Below are 21,152 nucleotides of genomic sequence, written 5' to 3' on the forward strand. Positions count from 1 at the left end.
GTCGCCCATGATGTCGGACAACGTACAAATTGGCCCCCAGGACTTTCTCCTTGGTGGCGGCGAAATGGGACAGCTGATCCGGGATTTCGACTGGGCGTCGACTTCACTGGGTGATCCGGCAGAGTGGCCGCAGTCTTTACGCTCGGCCATCAGCATCTGCCTGCACTCCAGCTTCCCGACCGCCATCTACTGGGGCGAAGATTTCTGCCTGCTGTACAACGACGCCTGGGCGCCGATTCCGGCAGACCGGCACCCGGCGGTACTGGGACGCCCGGGGCGGGAAGTCTGGTCCGCGATCTGGGACGTCGTCGGGCCGCAACTCGAAGCGGCGGTCAGGGATGCTGAAGGCTTTTCCGCGTTCGACCAACTGTTGATGATGGAGCGTGGCGGGCGCCTGCATGAGACGTGGTGGAACTATAGCTTCACGCCGATCCGTGGCGAAAACGGGCGAATTGCAGGGATCCTCAATCAGGGCCACGAAGTCACCGAGCGGGTCCTCGCCGAGCGGCGCAAGGCGCAGGAACTGGTCCGCCAACGCAAGATGTTCGAGCAGGCGCCCGGTTTCATCACCATCCTCAACGGCCCGGAGCACCGCTTCGAGTTCGTCAACCAGTCCTACACCCGGCTGTTCGGCGAGCGTGATTACATTGGCAAAACCATTTACGAGGCGTTCCCGGAGCTGGACGGCCAAGGGTTTTACGAGTGGCTGAATGCGGTCTACACCACCGGCGAGCGCCTGGTGCATCAGGGCACGCCGATCCGGCTCAGTCACCCCGACGCACCGCGGGACGTACGTTATCTGGACTTCATCTATGAGCCGCTGCTCGATGAGGCAGGCCAGGTCACCGGCATTTTCTGTGAAGGTCACGACGTCACCCAGGCGCATATTGCCCGTACCGCGCTGGAGGCCAGTGAAGCGGCGTTGCGCGAGGAAACCCGCACGCTGGAAACGCTCAACCGGGTCAATGCCGAGCTCGCCCTCGAGCTGGACCTCAAGCGCCTTGTACAGACGGTGACCGATGCCGGCCGCGAGATGACCGGCGCCGAGATCGGCGGGTATTTTCACAACGCCACCGGCGATCATTTTGACCTCTTCACGCTGTCTGGCGTCCAGTCGCCGGAACTGGCCGGGCTGCCGGGCCCGCGTGCCAGCCCGCGTGCCAGCCCGGTGTTCGCGCCCGCGTTCCTGACGGCGGGCGCGATGCGCTCCGACGACATACTGCTGGACCCGCATTATGGGCGGATTTCCCCGCATTTCGGTTTGCCGGCAGGCCATGCGCCGATGCGTAGTTATCTGGCCGTGTCAGTGGTGTCGCGCTCCGGCGAAGTGTTGGGCGGGCTGTTCTATGGCCACCCCGAGCCCGGCCAATTCACCCCGCGCGATGAAAATCTGATCTCGGCCCTGGCCGCTCAGGCGGCCATCGCCATCGATAACGCCACCCTGTTTCAACAGGTCCAGAGCGCCAACGAAACCCTCGAGCAACGCGTGCTCGCCCGCTCCCAGGAATTGTCCGCAGTCCATTCGGCCCTGCGCCAGGCGCACAAAATGGAAGCCGTAGGGCAACTCACCGGCGGCATCGCCCACGACTTCAACAACTTGCTCGCCGGCATTATCGGCAGCCTGGAAATGATTGACCGCCGCATCGCCAACGGCCGGGTCGACGGGCTGGACAGGTACGTCGGCGCGGCCCAGGACTCGGCCAATCGCGCGGCCACCCTCACCCAGCGGCTTTTGGCGTTCTCCCGTCGTCAGACCCTCGACCCCAAGCCCACCGACGTCAACCGGCTCATCGCGGGAATGGGTCAGCTCATTTCGTCCACCAGCGGCCCGTCCATCAGCCTGCGAACGATGGCCAGCGGCGACCTGTGGCTGAGCAAGATCGACGCCGCGCAGCTGGAAAGCGCGCTGGTCAATCTGACCCTCAACGCCCGCGACGCCATGCCGAACGGCGGCGAACTCACGCTGCACAGCCGCAACGTCTCCGCTGACAGCGCTGCAGGCGTCACGACCTCGCTGCCCGCCGGCGACTTCGTTGAAATCAGCGTGAGCGACACCGGCACGGGCATTGCCCCGGAGATCCTCGACCGGATCTTCGACCCGTTCTTTACCACCAAACCCATCGGTCAGGGCACAGGCCTGGGACTGTCGATGATCCACGGTTTCGTTCACCAGTCCGGTGGCACGGTTCAGGTGCGCTCCACCCTCGGCGCGGGCACGACAGTTACGCTCTACTTGCCACGCTACCTGGGTGAGGGGGAGCAGGCACAGACCCGCTGCCCCTTGCAGCCCGGCACGAGCGGCGAAACCGTGCTGGTGATCGACGACGAACCCCACGTGCGCATGCTGATGTGCGACACCCTGCGCGAACGCGGCTATCAGGTCAGCGAAGCCATGGACGGGCCGTCGGGCTTGCAAATGCTGCAGTCGATGCCCTCGATCGATCTGCTGGTGACCGACGTCGGCCTGCCCGGCGGCATGAATGGCCGGCAGGTCGCCGACGCCGCGCGCGCCCTGCTGCCTTCCCTCGACGTATTGTTCGTCACCGGTTACGCGGAAAACTCGGCCGTGGGTGGCGATCAACTGGCGACCGGCATGGCGGTGTTGCTCAAGCCGTTCGGGATGGACAGCTTCGCGCAGAAAGTGGGCGAAATGCTCGCGACGGGGGCGCAGCGGAGCAACACGCAAGCCATCGGCTGCACCGTGGATGGCTGCTGAGTCCGGCCCGGACTGCAACTGTCACCCTGTACGTGCCGGTGGCCCCGAGAATCCGGGGCTCTGGCCGGGCACATCGGCCCTAGACCGACCAGTCAGTTTTTTTCGCCCTCCCACGGAACTCACAGAGCCCGCATGCCCCTAACCACGACGTCAGCGAACCGGCATAACGCCAGTTCCACGAGAGGTTTAGGTTTCCATGTCTTCCAGCACCCCATCCGCCGCCATAGGCCAACCAGACGAGCAGCGCACTTCGCCGCGTCGCCTGATTTTCATCTCGGTCCTTGTCGCCACCATGGGCGCACTCGCATTCGGTTACGACACGGGCATCATCGCGGGCGCCCTGCCCTTCATGACCTTGCCGCTAGATCAGGGCGGTCTTGGCCTGAACCCGGTCAGCGAAGGGCTGATCACCGCATCGCTGATCGTCGGCGCCGCCTTTGGCTCACTGGCCAGCGGTTACCTCTCCGACCGTTTTGGCCGACGCGTGACCCTGCGCATTCTGTCGCTGTTGTTCATCGTCGGTGCACTCGGCACGGCCACGGCGCCCTCGGTGCCGTTCATGGTCGCCGCGCGTTTTCTGCTGGGCATCGCCGTTGGCGGTGGCTCGGCCACGGTGCCGGTGTTCATCGCCGAGATCGCCGGGCCGTCACGCCGCGCCCGACTGGTCAGCCGCAACGAGCTGATGATCGTCAGCGGCCAACTGCTGGCCTACGTGCTCAGCGCCGTGCTCGCCGCGTTACTGCACACCCCCGGCATCTGGCGCTACATGCTGGCCATCGCCATGGTCCCGGGCGTTTTGCTGCTGATCGGTACGTTCTTCGTGCCGCCCTCGCCGCGCTGGCTGGCCTCAAAAGGCCGCTTCGATGAAGCGCAAGACGTGCTCGAACAACTGCGTGACACCAAAGACGCCGCCAAGCGCGAAGTCGAGGAAATGAAAGCCCAGGAGAAAGAAGCCCACAAGCGCGTCGCCGCTCGCGATCTGCTGCGTCAGCCGTGGGTGTTGAAGTTGTTGCTGATCGGTGTCGGGCTGGGCTTTACCGCGCAGTTCACCGGCGTCAACGCGTTCATGTACTACACGCCGATCATCCTCAAACACACCGGCATGGGCACCAACGCTGCGCTGACCGCAACCATCGGCAACGGCATCGTGTCGGTGATCGCCACGCTGCTGGGGATCTGGGCCATCGGCCGTTACGGGCGTCGGCACTTGCTGATGACCGGCCTGGTTATCGTGATCATGATGCAGGCGGCGTTGGGCTGCGTACTGATGTTCATGCCGCAGAATCTGACCCAGAGCTATGCCGCGCTGGCGTGCATTCTGGTGTTCCTGCTGTTCATGCAGATGTGCATCTCGCCGGTGTACTGGCTGCTCATGTCCGAGCTGTTCCCGATGCAGGTGCGGGGCCTGCTGACCGGCACGGCGGTGTCGATGCAGTGGCTGTTCAACGCGACCGTCGCGTTCCTCTTCCCGATCGCGGTGGACACCCTGGGCAACCCGACCTTCTTCGTGTTTGCGGCGATCAACATCGGTTCGCTGATCTTCGTGTTCCTGTGCCTGCCGGAAACCAAGGGCAAGTCTCTGGAGCAGATCGAAAAGCACATGAAGAAGGAGCTTTAAGACAAGGATTCAGGGCCCGGGCCTTACGTCCGGGACTTTGAAACCGAGGGGGCTGAGACCGCGCACGTTCAGCCGAGCAATTCGGTGATCCAGCGAACTTGCTGTGCGGTGTCGTGCAGCGTGTGTTCCGAGACGCCCTGCCGCGCCCGCTGCAAGCCGGCCAGGGTGCGTTGCTTGTTACGCAGCCGCCGCTGCCATTTGTCGAGGAACGCCGGGCTGCGTTCGAGCATCAACAGTGGGCCGAAGTACAGCGCTTCAGGGCTGTACACCACTGGCCCGCTGCGTTCGGCGACGATGATTTCGTAGTCGAAGCGGTTCTCCAGCAGTACGTCCTCATGGACGATGCGATACGCGTTATCCATCAACCACTGGCGCAGTTCAGGCTCGCCGCCGTTGGGTTGCAGAATCAATAGCTCCCTTCCGCTGAGCCGCCCATCGCCCGCCTCAAAGATGTCGCGAATCGTCTCGCCGCCCATGCCGCAGAGGCTGATCGTGTCGATACCGTCTTCCACCTCAATCGCAGCAAGGCCATCGGCCAGACGCACATGGATGTGCTGCTCGAAACCGTTCTCGCGCACCGTACGTTGTGCGGCGCTGAACGGCGTCGTTGCCACCTCCCCTGCCACGGCCATGGTAATGAGGCCACGGCGCATCAACGCCACCGGCAAGTAGGCGTGATCGGAGCCGATGTCGGCCAGTCGCGCGCCGGCAGGCACCAGCGCCGCCACGCGCTCCAGACGCCTGGACAATGTGTGTTCGTTCAACCTTGCCGCCCCTTCTCGCTGCGCCCCGGCACGACCTGCCGAAACGGGGCGTGAGTCTGTCGGGCTGTGATGCGGATTTCAACTGCGTTGAGGCGTGGCCGGCGGATTGAGCATCGGGTACTAAGGCAGCTTGGCGATGACCTTGATCTCGAAATCGAAGCCATACAGCCAGGTCACACCGACGGCCGTGATGGTCGGATGCGGCGCTTCGCCCCAGAACTCCGGCACCACTTCCCAGGCTTTTTCGAGGGTCGACTGCGGATCGACCATGAACACCGTGACGTCAATCACGTCATCGAAGGTGCAGCCGGCGGCGTTGAGAATGGTATTGAGATTGGTAAATGCCAGGCGGACCTGGGCGCGCAGATCGGGTTCGGGCGAGCCATCTTCACGGCTGCCGACCTGCCCCGAGACAAACAGCAAGCCCGCGGATTTGATCGCCGGCGAGTAGCGATTGCGCTCGTACAACGCGTGGCGGCCGGGCGGGAATACAACGTCACGAACAGTCATGGGTTTTCTCCTTCAGCGGAGCGGGATGCTCCATGGTTTTGATGGGCAGACTGTAGGGCGGAGGATTCGCTGGATAAACCAGCAGCGCTGATCAAGACTGTTTGCATTCCCCAAACAATAAGGTGGCGCGATGGACCGTTTCGACGCGATGCAGGCGTTCGTCTGAGTCGTGGAAACCGGCAGCTTCACCAAGGCCGCCGGCACGTTGCACATGAGCAAGACCACCGTGACGCAACTGGTGCAGCAGCTCGAGGCACGGTTGCGGGTCAAGCTGCTCAACCGCACCACGCGCAAGGTCAATGTCACGGCCGACGGCGCTGTGTTCTACGAACGGGCGCTGCGCGTGCTAGCGGATCTGGACGACGCCGAGACCGGTCTGTCCAGCGCCTCCGCTGCGCCCCGGGGACGTTTGCGTGTGGATGTGCCCAGTCCGTTCGCGCGCATGGTGCTGATCCCGGCGCTGCCGGACTTCAATGCCCGCTACCCCGACATCCAGATCGACCTGGGCGTAAGCGACCGGATGATCGACCTCATCGGCGAGAACGTCGACTGCGTGGTGCGCGGCGGCGAGCTGACCGACCAATCGCTGATGGCCCGGCACATCACCGACTTGCAGCTGGGCGTCTACGCGGCGCCTGCTTATCTGCGGCGCGCGGGCACGCCGACTCATCCCCGTGACCTCGAAGCACTTCAGCACCGCATCGTCGGTTTCCGCTGGGCGCGCACCGGGCAGCTGTTCCCGATGGTGCTGCAGCGGGACGGCGAACGGGTTCAGGTGCAAAGCCGCTACCTGCTCACGGTGGACGACGGCAACGCTTACCTCGCGGCAGGTCTTGCCGGCATGGGCGCCCTCTGGCTGCCGCAGTACATGGCTCAGCCGTCCGTGCATAGCGGTGAGTTGATCGCGTTGTTCGAGGACTGGCAGCTGGAATCGATGCCCATGTACGTGGCCTTCCCGCCCAACCGGCATATCAGCCTCAAGCTGCGGGTGTTCATCGACTGGGTTGTGGAGTTGATGGGCGACGGGTACAAGAGCCGATCTTCCGCAACGGTTGTACAAGGAGCGACGCGCAATGGATGAAGTGATCAGTTACCGACAAGCCACGGTCGAGGACGTGGCGGCAATCTGCGAACTGGGGCAGCTGCTGAATGCCATTCACCACGCTGAGCGCCCCGATATCTACGCGATTGAAACCCGGGATTACACTCGCGATGCCCCTCACTGGATGAGCTTTCTCAACAATCCGGAGCAGGTTATTTTCCTGGCGTTTGTCGGGGATCGAGCGGCGGGTTTTGTCAGCGCAGGGATGTTTTCAGCGGGCGGGCCATTGCTGCAGCCGATGGCATTCGCGCGGATCGGCTCGGTGTGCGTGGCCGAGGTTTACTGGGGCAAAGGCTTGGGCCGTGGGCTGATTGAGCGAGTGCAAGGGTGGGCGCAGGAGCGCGGCGCGCAGGACATTCGCCTGTCGGTGTGGGGCTTCAATACCCATGCGCGGCGGCTGTATGAAGAGCTCGGGTTCGAGACGCGGGCCTTTGAGATGGGCATGCGCCTGACATGAGTGCCGTTCATCGCGGGCACTTGTCACTTTGTAGACGACCGGTCAGTTTTGTTTTAAGGTGCTGCGCATTATGAAGAAACCCAACCTGGAAATGCGCCAACACATCATCGACGTCGCCAAGTCGCTGATGACCCACAAGGGCTACACCGCCGTGGGCCTGGCTGAAGTGGTGAGCGCGGCGGGCGTGCCCAAGGGCTCGTTTTACTATTACTTCAAATCGAAGGAAGAGTTCGGCGCCGCGTTGCTCGATGAGTACTTCTCCGAATACCTGGGCCGCGTCGACACCGTCATGACGCGCTCGGGCAGCGGTGTCGAAAAGCTGCTGGCCTACTTCGACTACTGGATCGAGACCCAGGGCACCGATCATCCGGAAGGCAAATGCCTGGTGGTCAAGCTGGGCCCGGAAGTCTGCGACCTGTCCGAGGACATGCGCAGGGTGCTGGAGGCCGGCACGGCGAAGATCATCAAGCGCATCACCGCCTGTGTCGACATGGCCGTGGCAGACGGCAGCCTGCACATCGAAGAAGGCAGCGAAGCCTTCGCCGAGACCCTGTACCAACTATGGCTGGGCGCTTCCCTTCTGGTGAAGGTCAACAAGTCCACCATGTCCTTCGACACGGCCATGAGCCTGACCCAACGCCTGCTGCGGTAGCAGGCGCTTTTTTTTCAAAGATTGGTAGACGACCGGTCAAATATGCGAGTAATTCTCAATGAGTGATATCAGTAACAGCACCGACTTGTTTTCCCCCGTGCAGATGGGCGCCATCGAAATGGCCAACCGCATCGTCATGGCACCCGTCACCCGCAGCCGCTATGAAGAAGACGGCGTGCCCGGTGAACTGCACGCCACCTATTACGCCCAGCGCGCCACCGCCGGGATGATCGTGGCCGAAGCGACCAACATCTCGGCCCAGGGACGCGGCTATGCAGCGACGCCCGGGATCTGGAGCGAAGCGCAGGTTGCCGGTTGGCGCAAAGTCACCGACGCCGTGCACGCGGCTGGCGGCAAGATCGTCAGCCAGCTCTGGCACGTGGGCCGGTTCTCCAGCGTGGACCTGCAGCCCAACGGCGAAGCCCCGGTCGCGCCGTCCGCCATTCAGGCCGAGGGCAACACCTACACGGTCGACGGCTTTGTGCCGGTGTCGATGCCGCGCGCGCTGGAAACCGACGAGATCCCCGGCATCATCGAGCAGTACAAGCACGCGGCCGAGAACGCCAAGCGCGCAGGGTTCGACGGTGTCGAAGTCCACTCGGCGAACAGCTATTTGCTCGACCAGTTCCTGCGCGATTCCACCAATCAGCGCACCGACAGATACGGCGGCTCGATTGAAAACCGCGCGCGACTGACGCTGGAAGTCACCCAGGCGATCGTTGATATCTGGGGCAACGACCGCGTCGGGATTCGCTTGTCGCCGGTCACGCCGGATGCAGGCAACACGCCGCCGGACAGCAACGTCATGGCGTTGCACGGTTACCTGATTCAGCAGTTGAACCGCTTCAACCTGGCGTATCTGCACTTTGTCGAAGGCGCGACCGCCACCTCCCGTGAAGTGCCGGCAGGCGTCGACATGGATGCGCTGAGTGCCCAGTTCAACGGCCCGTTCATAGGCAACAACAACTACGACCTGGACATGGCCGTCGAGCGCCGCGCCCAGGGCAAGATCGACGCCGTCGCGTTCGGCCGCCTGTTCATCTCCAACCCGGACCTGGTCGCGAGGCTGCGCCACGGCGCCGATCTGACCATCGCCCCGCGTGAAAGCTATTACGGCGGCGGCGCCAAGGGCTACACCGACTGGCCGGTGGGCACTTACTAACAGCACTGGCAACCGCACCGCTTTCAAGCACCGCATTCAATAACGGCTAAACGGCAAGGCTTTCCCACGAAGGCCGACGCTGCCCGCACGCCTGGAATTTGAGGAAACATGATCATGAACACGAACTATCTGGACAAGAAAACCGCCATCGTGACCGGCGCGTCATCAGGCATCGGCGCCGCGACGGCCAGAGCATTGGCCGCACAAGGGGTGAATGTCGTGGCTGCCGCGCTGGATGAGAAAGCCCTCGCCGCCCTTGTCGGCGAACTCCGCGGGTTGGGCTTTGAGGCGTCCAGCTTTGTCACCGACGTGACCGACGCTGAACAGACCCGCGCCCTGGCGCAGTTCGCCAAAGACACCTACGGCTCGGTCGACATCCTCGTCAACAACGCCGGCCTGATGTTGTTCTCCAACTGGGTCGACCTCGTGACCCAGGACTGGAACGCCATGATCGACGTCAACATCAAGGGCTACCTGAACACCATCGCCGCCGCCCTGCCCTTCATGCTCGAACAGAAATCCGGGCAGATCCTCAATATGGATTCGGTGGCAGGCCACCAGGTTGGTCCCGGCGCCGGCGTCTACAGCGCGACCAAGTTCTTCGTGCAGGCCATGACCGAATCGATGCGCAAGGAACTGGGCGTGCACCACGGCATCCGCGTCAACACCGTCAGCCCCGGCGTGATCAACACCGGCTGGGCCGACAAAGTCACCGACCCTGCCGGGCGCAAAGCCGCACAAGCGCTCAACGAAATCGCCATCGCACCGGAAGACATCAGCCGCGCCGTCATCTACGCGCTGAATCAGCCGGCCAATGTCACCGTCAACGACCTGATCATTTCACCTACCCGACAGGACTGGTGATGGCGGGTCTTTTGGTAATTGAAGCTATCCCCTATCCAACTCAAACCCTGGAGTCATCAACATGAGCAAGAACATCAAAGCCGTTGCCACCCACGACTACAACGCCGTCATCGAGACCGCCAGCCGCTACGTTGAAGGCCTGCGTGAAGGCAGTGTTGCGACAATCAAGCAGGCCTTTCATGAAGAGGCGGTGATGTACGGTTTTACCAACGGCGAACTGCTGGGTGGGCCGATCAGCAACCTGTATGACTTTGTCGAGAGCAACGGCAAGGCGGCGGACATCACGACGCGGCTGGACGTGTTGGCGATTACACCGACTACGGCTGTTGTGCGGGTGGATATGGAGAAGGATGCGATCGGCGCGGATTACAACGACTACCTGACGTTGATCAAGATCAATGGGGACTGGAAGGTGATTGCGAAGGTTTATCACCAGTTTGAGGGGTAGGTTTTACAGCCGTGGGCTTGATGGACGCAGGCCTCGGGGTTTCGACTTCGGGGCTTGCGGGTCGGGTTAGTGCAGCTTGTTAGTTCGCGATTGGTTTTAAGCGCTGCAGTGTTAATTATTTGGGAGACAGTAGAGATGGTTTTAGTCGAGTACAGCGCCGGTTTGCCGTGCAGTGCGGATCAGGCGTGGAAGGTGCTGCGGGAGTTTGGCGGGATTGCGGACTGGCATCCGGCGATTTTGAAGAGTCTTCTTGAGGGTGAGGCTGGGGGTTTGCGGGTGGGTGCGGTCAGGCGGCTGGCGCTTGCGGATGGTGCCGTGTTGCGTGAGCGTTTGACCGAGTTTGATGATGGGGTCAGGGGGTTGGCTTATGTGTTTGAGGAGTCGCCGTTGCCGGTGGATGGGTATCGGGCACAGGTTCGGGTGGATGAGGTTGCGGAGTTGGTGGATCGGTGTGTGGTGCGATGGAGTGCTGGGTTCGAAGTGCGGGAATCCGGGACTGAGGCGGAATTTGAGGAGCTGGTCAGGGGGTTGATTGTGCAGGGGCATGAGGGTTTGGAGGGGGTGGTTCGGGGGTGATTGTGAGCTTATTTGAGTGAATTGGCTGGATGGGCAAGCCGGAGCCCAATCGGGGCAAGGCGCGCCGTGTTCCGATGCCCATTGGGGATCAAGTGAGACTGGCCAGGCAGACTCCTGACTAATGGCGCCTGGAAGCAAGCCAGTTGAACAGCCTGCCCAGCCACCAGCGGCTGCGTGCTTCGCGTATTTCATCAATCTGCATGAATGTGTAAGGCGTGAGCCGGTTCTTTTCTCTCTTGCGCAGTGTGCGTAACCCCCTGATACGGTCGCGAGCGTGGATCAGCATGCAAACGGTGGCAAAGAGGAAAATCAGAATGATCAAAATGCCCGTGGTGAACGGCGTGACTGATTTAATCACTGCACCTGCGGCCAAGGTCCCAACACCGGCAATCAACCCTTCCGCTCCCGCGGATGTGGAAGATACGGAAAATGAAACCCTGTTATCGGATACGTCGAACGCGAACCCTCGAGGAGGCGTTAGATAAATGCCAGCGTACAGCGTCGCGATGAAACCCAATATCAACCCGGCGGTTATACGTCCCTCAGTCGGAGACCCTCCCAAGTCATCCGTGACCACGGTGTAACTGACCCACGCGGGGGCAAGGGCCAAGAGAAAAATCATCAAAGTGAAGTAACTCAGGGCGAATGTCGTATAACGCTCACACCAATATCTCATGTAAAGCGTATAACCTGAGAGCAAGAAAAACAGCAGCCCGTACACCCATCCGTCTGTGGCTGAGCGCAAGAGACCAACGGCACCCAAGCCAATGGCAACTATGAAAAGCGTCCGTGTCAGCGCGTTGACCGTTCGTGCATCGGGATCGTAGATAGTGGACATTTAGACGCTAGCTCCTTGTATGGGGTACCGGGGTGTGTACCTATCGCACATCGCGCGGCGGGCTAATCTTCCCACACCCACTCTAACGATTTTTTCTTCGATGCGGATACACAGAACCATCATGACCAGCGGCCTATGAATGAGGCAGCACGCCGTGCGCGTATCCTCTCCACCTCCATGAACGTGTAGTTCACCCGCTCCTTGAGCTCCTGCTCCTTCAAACTGCGAAGAGACGCAATACTGACCCGATGGTAAAAGAGCATGAACAGTGAGATTGCGAAAAAGATACAGGCAAGTAATAAAGCGGGAGAATCGTAGGAATGGACCATAGGGTAGATCACGCTCGACAGCGCAGCCCCTATTCCGCCCTGCAGCGTCTGGTTTCGGAAAGGAGGTGCGGTAACCTCGACCCGATTTCCCCGGGCAACCAGTCCCGTCGTCCGGCTTCTCCACCTGTACAGCGCTACGTAGATGACGAATGCGATGAGCAGCGGAATGCATGCCAATGAAAGTGATGTGACGGGTCCTAATTTCAACTGCTTGTGCGCTGCGATCAATACCAGAAGAAATGTAAAACCTGGCGCAAAGCCGAGATTCAGAAAAAGCCTGAGATTGGCATATCGGGTGAATTTTTCGGTGCGATAAGCGCAATCGAAACACCACCAACTCAGCCACACTACCGCCGCGCACATCGGAAAAAATAACAGGCTGGGCAGAATACCTGCAGAAAACACCGCTTGGATTGTGAACAAGAGCCAGGTGCTGAAGATAATGGACATGAAACGGTGAGGATCTGTGTCAAACATCAGCTATTCCCTACTGCTTAGTTGAGCGTCACTGGGCGACCCATTCACTCACTGATGAAGAGCCGAGCCCGGCACCTCAAGCCTGCAGTCTACTGCTGAGGGTGCGAGTTTTGGGCGTGTTCGACCAGCAGACTGTTGTCGACGCGGTTGAGGATCTGCGGAAGCTTTTCCAGCAGAAGCTTACGTCCGGTAGTCATTCAGACAGGATTGCCGAGCAGGCCGCCAGTGACTTTGGCGGCCATCGACGAAATTGCGAAACGCATGATGGCGTTACCAACCACGAAGATCGTGCAGAGAGTGGCGACCTTCAAACCTATAAATCCAATCCTGTAGATGCCCACCAGACCCTCCGCGCCGTCGGCCGGCATCAGAATGTCGACGTTGTAGCTCAATCAATTTTATACCGCATCGTTGACCAGCAATTGGTCGGTGTAGTGCCGATCAAATTGCTGGCGCTGATATTTACAACCCATAAATGCTATCAGCTTCTTTATTCATAGTTAACGACCCTAAAGCTCCCAAATCCAAGCTATAGACTTCATCCTCTCCTTTTAAACTTAAAAAATATCCTAAGTCTCCATCCTGCCCGATTAGAAAATACCCAGACGCATAGAATTGCACTTCATACGCTGCATTTCTTTCAAGCAACTGTGCACAACCATAAATATATACCTGCCCTCCTGACACAAGTTTCAACTCATGAACATCCTCCCACTGAACCTTTTCAGAAGAAAACTTTTTGTAATCTTCAGAAAGCTTACCCCCAAGACTAAGTTCAATTTCTTTGAGCTTTTTCCGCACCTGACTTTCGTCCATATTTCAAGCCCTCATCCGCGAGTTAACGATTAGATATCAAAAAAGGAGCTTCCATATTTTTCGCTCGAAAACCATCAAAATACTTATCCGCTTCCTCCAGTACTTTTCCACCAGAGATATTTCGATTTGTAGGTCGCGTCGATAATCATGTGCGGCAGGCCGTCGTCGCTGTTGAAGTATTCGGTCTTGTGCCCCGGCGGATCGGTCTCAGCGATCAGGTTGCCTTTGTCGTCATAACGGGCTTTCCAGACGCTGCCGTCCGGGAAGGCGGTTTCGGTGATCAAGGTGGTGCTGTAGGTGATGCTTCGACCGAGCGGGTGGGCCTCTTCGATCAGCCGCGAAAAATCGTCGTACTTGAACGTCAGACGGTTCCCGTCCGGCAGGCTGATCGCAGTCGTATTGCCCGCTTCATCCAGATCGATGCCGTAGCGCTCGCCGCCGAAGTCGCGGCTGGCAATGACCCGTTTGTCCTCGTTGTACTGCACCTCCAGCTCACGACCGAGGACGTCGGCCGCCCAGCACGTTCTGTTCTTGAAGTCATAACGAAAATGAAAGTGTTCGCCATCACTGGTCCAATGCTCAACCACGCGCGGCTGGCCATCAATGGTTTCCCAGCGGTAGTTGCAGCTCAAACCCAATGCGTTGCTGTGACTGGCCATCACGCCTTCGGCATAGCTAAACCGGCGCATGGAATCGCCATTGCGATTGATCACTTCGATGAGCTGGCCGTTGTCGTCGTATCGGTACTGGACGAGGGTTTCCACAGCCAGGTTGTCGACGATGCGTTTGACGTCGGTCAGGCGGCCACGCTGGTTGTCGTAATGCAGGTGAATCCGCACACCGCCCGGGCGCTAATGTCGGTGAGCGTGCGCGTGAAATGCACCCAGTGACAGAGTGCTTAAGCTCCGTCATTGATGAGCTTAAGCGTAGAAATCAAGCTGTTAAGTTTTTATTGCTTGATTCTTGAATACACGGCGTGCAATTTAAAAAGACGAAATTTGATTTTACAAGCATGATCTCACCCATTTATCTTTACCCTCCGCTCGCTCCTTCCTGTCAATGAACCAGGTTCCGCCTCGTTCAACCATAAAAAAGCGGAACTTACTTCTAAATCCATTAGACTGCTGCACCATGAATATGGCATCAGTGGGGTCGTCTTCTATGTGGTCATTTGTAGGCTGATAAGTAGCTGGCACTGTAGCGCCGAGATCGATTAAACGCTCTCTATTTGAGCCATGACTCAATGAATACTCATCCAAGACAGCTTCGAGCTTCTTCTTATAATCTTCTTTTATAGGAGTTATATCCAGACCCTCTCCATCAGCTTCATCTTGAGCTGCGCAAAACTCTGTCTCCCACTGGTTCATTTCAGCCATAAAGCTTATTAACCGGTCTTTCGCACTGTTCGTCATGCTATCTATCCACTTTAGTTAAAGAGGCGCCCCTCTACGACTCCGCCCCCGATAAACACATCGTCCGAGCCTGATGAAATCCTGGCACCACAGGTCAGCCTATCACCCTTGCGTGCAGTAGCCACGCTGCTGATGAAGACGTTGGAAGAACCCTCGGCGACCTGCACCGGTGCAGGATGCTTTTCGCATCGGCCTAGGCTGAGTTCCACATGCGCGGCATTGCGGTTGTTGACGAACACATCGGTCGAGCAGCCGGGGAGCTGAATCTCCCCGGCCGGCGAGCTGAACATCTTGCCGAAATACTCACCCCAAGGCAGGCAGGCAGCGCACTCGCAAGGGGCCCCACTGCAATGGGTATGAGCACAGCAACAACTAAATAGGCCTATGTGCGCCTAACGAATCCAATCCCACGCATACTATCCAATCAGGGCAATAAGACTCTCAGCACACATAAACCTACATACCTAAATTACTAAAAAAGCATCATTCTCATAATAGAACCTGAAAGCCCTGAAATAATCATCGGTTTTAGCGCCAGCCATTTGCTGATCCAAATTAGATATTACATCCTCGATCAATGCTTTATCTAAGGATGCTATCCAGCCTTCGCTAGCTACCTGCGGCGGTAGATAATCAGTAGAGTCAGGCGGAAAATCCCAGGAATCTAATGAGAATGCACCTTTAGTATCCAATTCCCAATCTGTAGGCGGCAGATAAAACCATGACTCGGGCATCTGACCGATGTTTTCTATCACTTCTCTGATACTGTAAAGCTTCATAAACTCACCTTAGCATGCGGAACTCTGTAATTTTTTTAATCCACCCTGTTGATTTGGGTGGAGGCTTTATTGTACTGGGCCAGCAGCTTTCTGCTGTGCTCTAGGAATCAGTTCAATTTCTTTCGGCGACTGTGCATTGTGGTGCCAAGAGTGATAAGGCCGGCGGGAAGGGTGGAAGCAGAAGCACGTTTGCGCACTAAAAAATCGGCGACCCTCATCCGCGTTCTGAATGAAGGAGGCCAGCAAACTGCCTATGACAGCGAGATTGAATCGCATGCTCCGCCTGATTCCGCCGAGAAGTCTTAACACTATTCGTTTTATATCAACCAAACTGGGACCACCGACTTCTAAAACAAGTATTAAACATCACAAAATTGATTTATAAGCCACCCTTAGTTGACTAGCATACTTCTTGCTATTGGGTATGCGGATTGGTTTTAAATATGAATCTAGTAACTCCGGCTTAGATACGAGCAGACACAACTCAATAAGATAAATATTCAAGAAATTTTTGTAAAAAGGATGCACCTTCAGCACCACATCATCGTCGTCCTATTCGCACTTCCCCTCTTGCTCATTTTCAGTGCCGTTGATCAACCTCAATTTGGCAGAGAAAAAATCAACAAACTGGTGCTTATTCTCTGCGACCTTTTTAAGGTCCGCTATCGAAACGCTTGCGGCATTCATTTTATTAACATCGTGACCGAGCAAAATCTCAGCAACCGCCTCGTCATTGACTGCGACTTTCCGCCCTATTCTTAAGAATTCGAGAAGCTCTACATAGGTGTCGCTTCCAATCCAATCGCATACATCATTAACATCTACCATATATCCAACTCCTTATCGGCTGGAGTACAAGCCGTGTAACGTATGCAGTTGATGTGTAGCCTTGCATTTTTTCTTCAGTGTACTTGAAGGAATTGCCAAAGCTGATATCTAAAGCATAAAAGCACTGATCAAGGTTACTATCCACCCGACCACTAAATCAGTGAACCACTCAACAATCCAAAAAAGTCAAGACAGATTGAAGTACACTTCTAGGAACTCATTAAAATTCGACCACTGCGGCTTTAGTTTTCCTTGTGTAAAGGAAATCAGATCTTGACCTAGCGACAATTCTACAACCTCGCCGGTGATTATATTATAAAAAAACCGCCTTCACCTTCAAAACTATCCAAAGGAAGATATTCCTTAGGAATATTAAGAGTTTCATGCGCTCGCTTTAAGGCAAGTTCATAATTGGAGTTTTTTAGAAAACCAACAAACCTGGTAGATTTCTCTTCCGTTTTGGATAAAAGTGGGACCGTCCTCCACGTGAAGGTAAAATTCTGCAAAATCGGACGAAATGTCCACACCCAATTTTTGTAGCTCGACTTCATAATCGGGGCTTGCGTCATCGAACCACCAACCTTCAGCTTTGCAAAAATCAACAACCTTGCTAGAGAGCATTTTATTTACCCACAGTTTGCAGAAACTCTGGAACCACCAGAGTTTCGTCTATTGATTTCCGATTGAGCGCGCGCCCTCCACTAAGCGTCCCGATCACCATTAAATAAATCGCTATCTACCAAATTGATCGGGTGTTGGTCCGGCAGATGAGGGTGCAACGCATTTGTTTTGCCCAAATCTTCAGGTGTATCTGCCGTCAACTCGAAGAGCGAGCCGAGGGCGTCTTGCTTAGAATGGTAAGCTTTCAGCTATGAAAAACCGCCGTTCTTCCCAACAACAAAACTTCTACCCCCTTATTCAAGTACTGACTCGCAAGTCCCCATCAGTAACTACTGATACACCGTATGCACAATTCCTGAAGGGACCGTTTCGGTTGATCACTTCAGTGAGCTGAACGTTGTCGTCGTAGCGGTAATGGGCGAGGCTATCACCGGAAATATTATCGACTACACAATTGAGGTCGGTCAGGCCACACTTGGTCAGTAGCTGCGCTGATTACGCGCCCACTCAAAAAAAACACGATTAATGATCAAAATTTAACCATTAATATTCAGATTATAGAAACCATGTTTACATGCCACCCCATCAACTAAAGTCCTGTCCACTGCCCAAGGGGCCTAGTACCCCCTCTATAAGCTCTAGATCAAAGGATTTGTTTCTAATAATCTTTTTGTTGGATTTTATCTTTTCAACCACTTCTTCACTTATGATTTCTGGATTACAGGCGACGGCACAATGAATAAACACTGCCGGATATGCATAATCGGTAGGTGAGTGCAATACATCCTCGATGGTCCTAGGACCTGGCACTATACACCCCGTGACCATAGGGATATAGTAACTCTCGAAGGAGTTTCTAATTCGCTTACACACAGACCCAACTTCTTCCGGAGGTGGAAGATAGATGCTGCCGTATACATTATCGCTAAATTTTTTATCCTGTCTTCCAGACGTCGTAAACGCAAAGCATGCATCGCTAAACAAATGACTTTTGTAAGGAGGGTCAATTTTAGAGGAGCACTCAAAGATAGGGCCGCCGAAAACGCGGCCATTAAGGATATAGGCATTAGACTTTACCAAGTATTGAAAATCGAGCTCTGCAACAACTTTCTTGTCGTAGATAAATCTAATGCCACTTTTCAAAACCTTAATCGATATTTCAGAAACCGCTATACCTTTAAGTTCCTGCAAAAGCTCACCTTCAAAATAAATTCGATTTTCTTTACTCATAAATCACCGACATTTAAAAACATTGAAAGTGGCATCATGTATCGCACCCTTGCCACCTAGATCTTTACCTAGCTTGCCCTTAGTATCAACTTTAAAGGTTCCCGCCGTACCTCGAGATGTTTTTATAGTACCACCACCCAAATGCTGCGCGGTGTTAGCCGGACTAGACATATCGTAGCTCCCAGAGGCTTTCTGGTTTTTTGTGAGCCCTCCAGAACCATGCTTTACCTCGAAAACATGAAGGTTCTCGTGCCCATCTTTTGCAACAATATCAGCGCGAACTCTACTGCCATTAACCTTCATTGTCACCTCTTGAGCGACAAGCTCATACCCATTCTGTTCGAGGTCATGGACGGCCTTAGCCGTACCTTTGTCCCCACTTACGGAGCTTTTGCATAGGCCAAAAGGGTCTATCCAGCCAGTGGTGTTGGGACCATATTGATATAGGTTAAATCCACCTAATAAACCAATCGGATCCTGCGTTAGGAACCGACCTACCTCTGGATCGTAATACCTGAACGTGTTGTAGTGCAGACCCGTTTCTCCGTCGAAGTACTGACCCTGAAACCGCAGATTCTGTTCAACCTCATTCACGGCCAGCGTTTCGACTTCACCCCACGCCTTGTACGTCGCCTGCCAGACAATCTGGCCATCGACGTCCGTCATTTCAAGCGGCCAATTACATCACGCTCGAATTCCGTGCTGCGCTGCGGCCGCTCTGCCCTATCCCCGTAGCCGATTTCATCAGCCCGCGTCAAAGGCCCACCCAGGTAGTAGCTGAAGCGGCGCGTCAGGTTGTCGATGCGTTTCTCTTCAATCAAACGATCTGAGGCATCGTAAGCTAATCGGTAAGCAGGGTTGTTTTCGTTGGTGAGCGCGGTCAGGCGAATCGCCTAGTCGTACTCTTTACTAATACGCTGGCCCATGGCGTCCTGGCGGCTGGCAGGCAGTCCGCGCGCCGTGCGCAGCAGACGCGTCATCTGGCCCTTACCATCGGTGTGCGTCAGGACCTGGCCAGGAGCGTTGTAGGTAAAGAACTCAGCGGTGCCGTCCGGGTGCTCGATCCGCATCACTTCGACGTCAGGCTTACGCTCAAGGCTTGTCGTCTGATTCAGCGCATCAGTGGCGGCGAACCGAGGGGTCCTATGCCTGAATTTGGTCCATTGCCTTGATGAGCTTGCTGACGTTATCTACTTTGCCACTTCTATCAATTTGCGCATGCCAAGCGGGGATAGCCTTCTTGAAAAGCTCTAAACACTGAGAGGTCACATCTGACTTCTTTAAGACCAAATCCATTTTCAAAGACCCATCAGAATTAAAGGGCTCCTTATATATAAGATTATTATCTTTAAGAAACCGCATTAACACGGTATATCTAGATACTACTTGATCATGATAGGCCTTGCTGTTATTTCTAGATATCAGCATCGGGATACTGCATAGCGTGAAATCCAAATCTGTCATAACACCCTCATTATCTGGCACGAATCACCGTGGATATATCATTTACTTGCACAGGATTTTTGTTCCCGGTTCACGAACAAAAGTCCCACCAGTTTCTCGGATTCGCATTTCCTTTTCAAGCTGGGCGGCTTTCGGAGCGGTCAGACTGGTTATTTCCTTGGCAGTGCCCGTACCATCCCCATTTTTGATAACAAAATCGAGTCGTCTTCCCTCACCAGTTAAGGGATCTTTAACAATTTTGCCCTCAGCGTTGCGTAAATACCTTTCGCTTAAGACGTTCTCTTTACCATATTTCTTCTGGAACAGTGCCTTAGCCCTCGCTTCACCGCCAGATCCCGCGACGCTGTTCTTTGAGATACATGTCCAACCCAAGGGTCAGTCCAACCGAGCGGATTTGGCGCATACCTATATAGGTTATATCCACCGGACAAACCAAACGGATCCTGCGTAATAAACCGTCCGACCTCCGGATCGTAATACCTGAATGTGTTGTAATGCAGCCCGGTCTCGTCGTCGAAGTATTGACCCTGAAACCGCAGGTTCTGCTCAACCTCACTCACGGCAAGCGTTTCGACCTCGCCCCACGCCTTGTATGTAGCTTGCCAAACGATCTGGCCGTCGACATCAGTCATCTCAAGCGGCGTGCCGATCTGGTCGGTATGGAAGTAGTAAAGCTTTTGCTCTGTCTCACCTTCTACTACCATATATGAGCAACATTATTTATGAGGGCGCTTGGACGTTTAGACTCAGCAAACGACCAAATATTCACAATATTATCTGATCCCAACGAACGGCGACATCATAAAGCCCATCAGTAAGAGACACAATTGAACACATGAGATCAATCAAACTTCACTGCTGGCCTTTGAGCATTTAAGGTATTGATCTCCTGCTCGGAAAGCAAGTCATCAAACGCATCACTACCAAATTTTTCGATGAATACTCTTTCAACCTCATAAATCGCGACGCACTGTAACCAGTTAATCTTTAAATTTTTAAAGCTTAGCTCTGGAAAGTGAGCATCATTCCAAATGTAAGGCACAGTTAAATAAATGTGAGGCATAATAGGATCGGGCAAATAGTCCTGAAATATGTTTGGAACAACATCTCCAGGCATCACAGCTTCTTTGCGTTTTTGAATGAAGAAAGCGGCTGAAGCGACCGCGTTCTCCCAATATATTTCGGGGGTTAGTGCCGCAGCACATAATTCCACGCGAGTTCCAAACTCGTCGCCGTCTGCATCAAGCAACGAAATTTCAGAAAGGCCGATGGACCCAATTGACTTGACACCCTTATGCACTGAATCAAGCGTCGTGAGCAACTCGACTGACAACACTCTATTGTCGTCGTAGTAGACTTGAACTTTTAGCTCACCTTTGAAAACTTGAAGAGTATGTTTAGCTACTGCGCGACGCTGTTCACTTGGAGTAGACATCTTGAGGCCCTACGTATGCGATTACTAACGAATTAAGAAAATTGCCTGGTGAAA

The 21,152-nt window shown here is 55.6% G+C and carries 22 protein-coding genes and 5 pseudogenes; 9 read left to right on the plus strand and 18 right to left on the minus strand.

All coding sequences use genetic code 11. The features are described from left to right. Nucleotides 1–64 precede the first annotated feature (64 nt). Nucleotides 65–2,716: an ATP-binding protein gene (locus BMY98_RS12775; RefSeq protein ID WP_175514164.1), complete on the plus strand. Its 2,652-nt coding sequence runs from the start codon at nucleotides 65–67 to the stop codon at nucleotides 2,714–2,716. Between the two features lie 196 nt (nucleotides 2,717–2,912). Further along, nucleotides 2,913–4,334 (plus strand): sugar porter family MFS transporter, encoded by a 1,422-nt coding sequence (locus BMY98_RS12780; RefSeq protein ID WP_074889612.1) that lies wholly within the window; start codon nucleotides 2,913–2,915, stop codon nucleotides 4,332–4,334. A gap of 68 nt (nucleotides 4,335–4,402) precedes the next feature. Here the strand turns inward: BMY98_RS12780 and BMY98_RS12785 are convergent, their stop codons facing one another. Together BMY98_RS12785 and BMY98_RS12790 are read right to left on the minus strand one after the other, a co-directional pair. Beyond that, the gene (locus tag BMY98_RS12785) at nucleotides 4,403–5,098 is read right to left on the minus strand and encodes a tRNA (adenine(22)-N(1))-methyltransferase (protein WP_074889616.1); all 696 of its coding nucleotides are present in this window, start codon (nucleotides 5,096–5,098) and stop codon (nucleotides 4,403–4,405) included. A 120-nt stretch (nucleotides 5,099–5,218) separates the two neighbouring features. Then, the gene (locus BMY98_RS12790) at nucleotides 5,219–5,608 is read right to left on the minus strand and encodes a RidA family protein (protein WP_074889619.1); all 390 of its coding nucleotides are present in this window, start codon (nucleotides 5,606–5,608) and stop codon (nucleotides 5,219–5,221) included. Between the two features lie 169 nt (nucleotides 5,609–5,777). Between BMY98_RS12790 and BMY98_RS12795 the strand changes: the two genes are divergently transcribed. The 7 genes from BMY98_RS12795 (at nucleotide 5,778) to BMY98_RS12825 (ending at nucleotide 10,869) form a co-directional block, all read left to right on the plus strand. After that, nucleotides 5,778–6,689, plus strand: a complete 912-nt coding sequence (locus BMY98_RS12795) for a LysR family transcriptional regulator (RefSeq protein WP_245760054.1) — start codon at nucleotides 5,778–5,780, stop codon at nucleotides 6,687–6,689. Beyond that, nucleotides 6,682–7,167, plus strand: a complete 486-nt coding sequence (locus BMY98_RS12800; RefSeq protein ID WP_074889622.1) for a GNAT family N-acetyltransferase — start codon at nucleotides 6,682–6,684, stop codon at nucleotides 7,165–7,167. The genes BMY98_RS12795 and BMY98_RS12800 overlap by 8 nt, the downstream gene beginning before the upstream one ends. Nucleotides 7,168–7,237: 70 nt before the next feature. Continuing rightward, nucleotides 7,238–7,819: a TetR/AcrR family transcriptional regulator gene (locus BMY98_RS12805; protein WP_074889624.1), complete on the plus strand. Its 582-nt coding sequence runs from the start codon at nucleotides 7,238–7,240 to the stop codon at nucleotides 7,817–7,819. A 58-nt stretch (nucleotides 7,820–7,877) separates the two neighbouring features. After that, the gene (locus BMY98_RS12810; RefSeq protein ID WP_074889627.1) at nucleotides 7,878–8,981 is read left to right on the plus strand and encodes an alkene reductase; all 1,104 of its coding nucleotides are present in this window, start codon (nucleotides 7,878–7,880) and stop codon (nucleotides 8,979–8,981) included. 114 nt (nucleotides 8,982–9,095) lie between these two features. Beyond that, complete coding sequence (locus BMY98_RS12815) at nucleotides 9,096–9,845, plus strand: SDR family oxidoreductase (protein WP_074889710.1); 750 nt, start codon at nucleotides 9,096–9,098, stop codon at nucleotides 9,843–9,845. A 61-nt stretch (nucleotides 9,846–9,906) separates the two neighbouring features. After that, nucleotides 9,907–10,293: a nuclear transport factor 2 family protein gene (locus tag BMY98_RS12820; protein WP_074889630.1), complete on the plus strand. Its 387-nt coding sequence runs from the start codon at nucleotides 9,907–9,909 to the stop codon at nucleotides 10,291–10,293. Between the two features lie 135 nt (nucleotides 10,294–10,428). Then, nucleotides 10,429–10,869, plus strand: coding sequence for an SRPBCC family protein (locus BMY98_RS12825; RefSeq protein WP_074889633.1), 441 nt, complete (start codon nucleotides 10,429–10,431; stop codon nucleotides 10,867–10,869). Between the two features lie 118 nt (nucleotides 10,870–10,987). On the opposite strand, the gene BMY98_RS12830 is transcribed toward BMY98_RS12825, so the two are convergent. From BMY98_RS12830 to BMY98_RS12910, 16 genes and pseudogenes are all read right to left on the minus strand, one after another. Further along, nucleotides 10,988–11,707: a hypothetical protein gene (locus tag BMY98_RS12830; protein WP_074889635.1), complete on the minus strand. Its 720-nt coding sequence runs from the start codon at nucleotides 11,705–11,707 to the stop codon at nucleotides 10,988–10,990. Nucleotides 11,708–11,826: 119 nt separating this feature from the next. Continuing rightward, on the minus strand, nucleotides 11,827–12,513 hold the full coding sequence (locus tag BMY98_RS12835; protein WP_074889637.1) for a hypothetical protein: 687 nt from the start codon (nucleotides 12,511–12,513) through the stop codon (nucleotides 11,827–11,829). A 197-nt stretch (nucleotides 12,514–12,710) separates the two neighbouring features. Beyond that, nucleotides 12,711–12,905 carry a hypothetical protein gene (locus BMY98_RS12840; RefSeq protein WP_074889640.1) on the minus strand — a complete coding sequence of 65 codons (195 nt, stop codon included), beginning with the start codon at nucleotides 12,903–12,905 and terminating at the stop codon, nucleotides 12,711–12,713. 70 nt (nucleotides 12,906–12,975) lie between these two features. Beyond that, the gene (locus tag BMY98_RS12845) at nucleotides 12,976–13,329 is read right to left on the minus strand and encodes a hypothetical protein (protein ID WP_074889642.1); all 354 of its coding nucleotides are present in this window, start codon (nucleotides 13,327–13,329) and stop codon (nucleotides 12,976–12,978) included. Between the two features lie 101 nt (nucleotides 13,330–13,430). Further along, nucleotides 13,431–14,227, minus strand: a pseudogene (locus BMY98_RS12850) (type IV secretion protein Rhs); the annotation flags it as partial. A 106-nt stretch (nucleotides 14,228–14,333) separates the two neighbouring features. Beyond that, a complete protein-coding gene (locus BMY98_RS12855; protein WP_074889648.1) occupies nucleotides 14,334–14,741 on the minus strand; it encodes an NTF2 fold immunity protein in 408 nt (135 codons plus the stop codon). 41 nt (nucleotides 14,742–14,782) lie between these two features. Further along, a pseudogene (locus BMY98_RS12860) lies at nucleotides 14,783–15,049 on the minus strand (PAAR domain-containing protein); the annotation flags it as partial. Nucleotides 15,050–15,205: 156 nt separating this feature from the next. Continuing rightward, on the minus strand, nucleotides 15,206–15,520 hold the full coding sequence (locus BMY98_RS12865; protein WP_074889654.1) for a DUF7716 domain-containing protein: 315 nt from the start codon (nucleotides 15,518–15,520) through the stop codon (nucleotides 15,206–15,208). A 552-nt stretch (nucleotides 15,521–16,072) separates the two neighbouring features. Continuing rightward, nucleotides 16,073–16,348 (minus strand): hypothetical protein, encoded by a 276-nt coding sequence (locus tag BMY98_RS12875; RefSeq protein WP_074889659.1) that lies wholly within the window; start codon nucleotides 16,346–16,348, stop codon nucleotides 16,073–16,075. 1,206 nt (nucleotides 16,349–17,554) lie between these two features. Further along, nucleotides 17,555–18,199, minus strand: a complete 645-nt coding sequence (locus tag BMY98_RS12885; RefSeq protein WP_074889661.1) for a hypothetical protein — start codon at nucleotides 18,197–18,199, stop codon at nucleotides 17,555–17,557. Nucleotides 18,200–18,202: 3 nt separating this feature from the next. Next, a pseudogene (locus BMY98_RS28085) lies at nucleotides 18,203–18,874 on the minus strand (RHS repeat-associated core domain-containing protein); the annotation flags it as partial. Then, nucleotides 18,868–19,329: pseudogene (locus tag BMY98_RS28090) on the minus strand (type IV secretion protein Rhs); the annotation flags it as partial. The pseudogenes BMY98_RS28085 and BMY98_RS28090, both read right to left, overlap by 7 nt. 13 nt (nucleotides 19,330–19,342) lie before the next feature. Next, entirely contained in the window at nucleotides 19,343–19,663 is a 321-nt protein-coding gene (locus BMY98_RS12900) for a hypothetical protein (RefSeq protein ID WP_074889664.1), read from the minus strand. Between the two features lie 42 nt (nucleotides 19,664–19,705). Next, a complete protein-coding gene (locus BMY98_RS28095; RefSeq protein WP_175514162.1) occupies nucleotides 19,706–20,035 on the minus strand; it encodes a hypothetical protein in 330 nt (109 codons plus the stop codon). Next, a pseudogene (locus tag BMY98_RS12905) lies at nucleotides 20,035–20,358 on the minus strand (RHS repeat-associated core domain-containing protein); the annotation flags it as partial. The gene BMY98_RS28095 and the pseudogene BMY98_RS12905, both read right to left, overlap by 1 nt. A 146-nt stretch (nucleotides 20,359–20,504) precedes the next feature. Continuing rightward, nucleotides 20,505–21,098 carry a suppressor of fused domain protein gene (locus BMY98_RS12910; protein WP_074889667.1) on the minus strand — a complete coding sequence of 198 codons (594 nt, stop codon included), beginning with the start codon at nucleotides 21,096–21,098 and terminating at the stop codon, nucleotides 20,505–20,507. Nucleotides 21,099–21,152: the final 54 nt, after the last annotated feature.

The sequence above is a fragment of the Pseudomonas graminis genome (assembly GCF_900111735.1).
GTDB lineage: Bacteria > Pseudomonadota > Gammaproteobacteria > Pseudomonadales > Pseudomonadaceae > Aquipseudomonas > Aquipseudomonas graminis.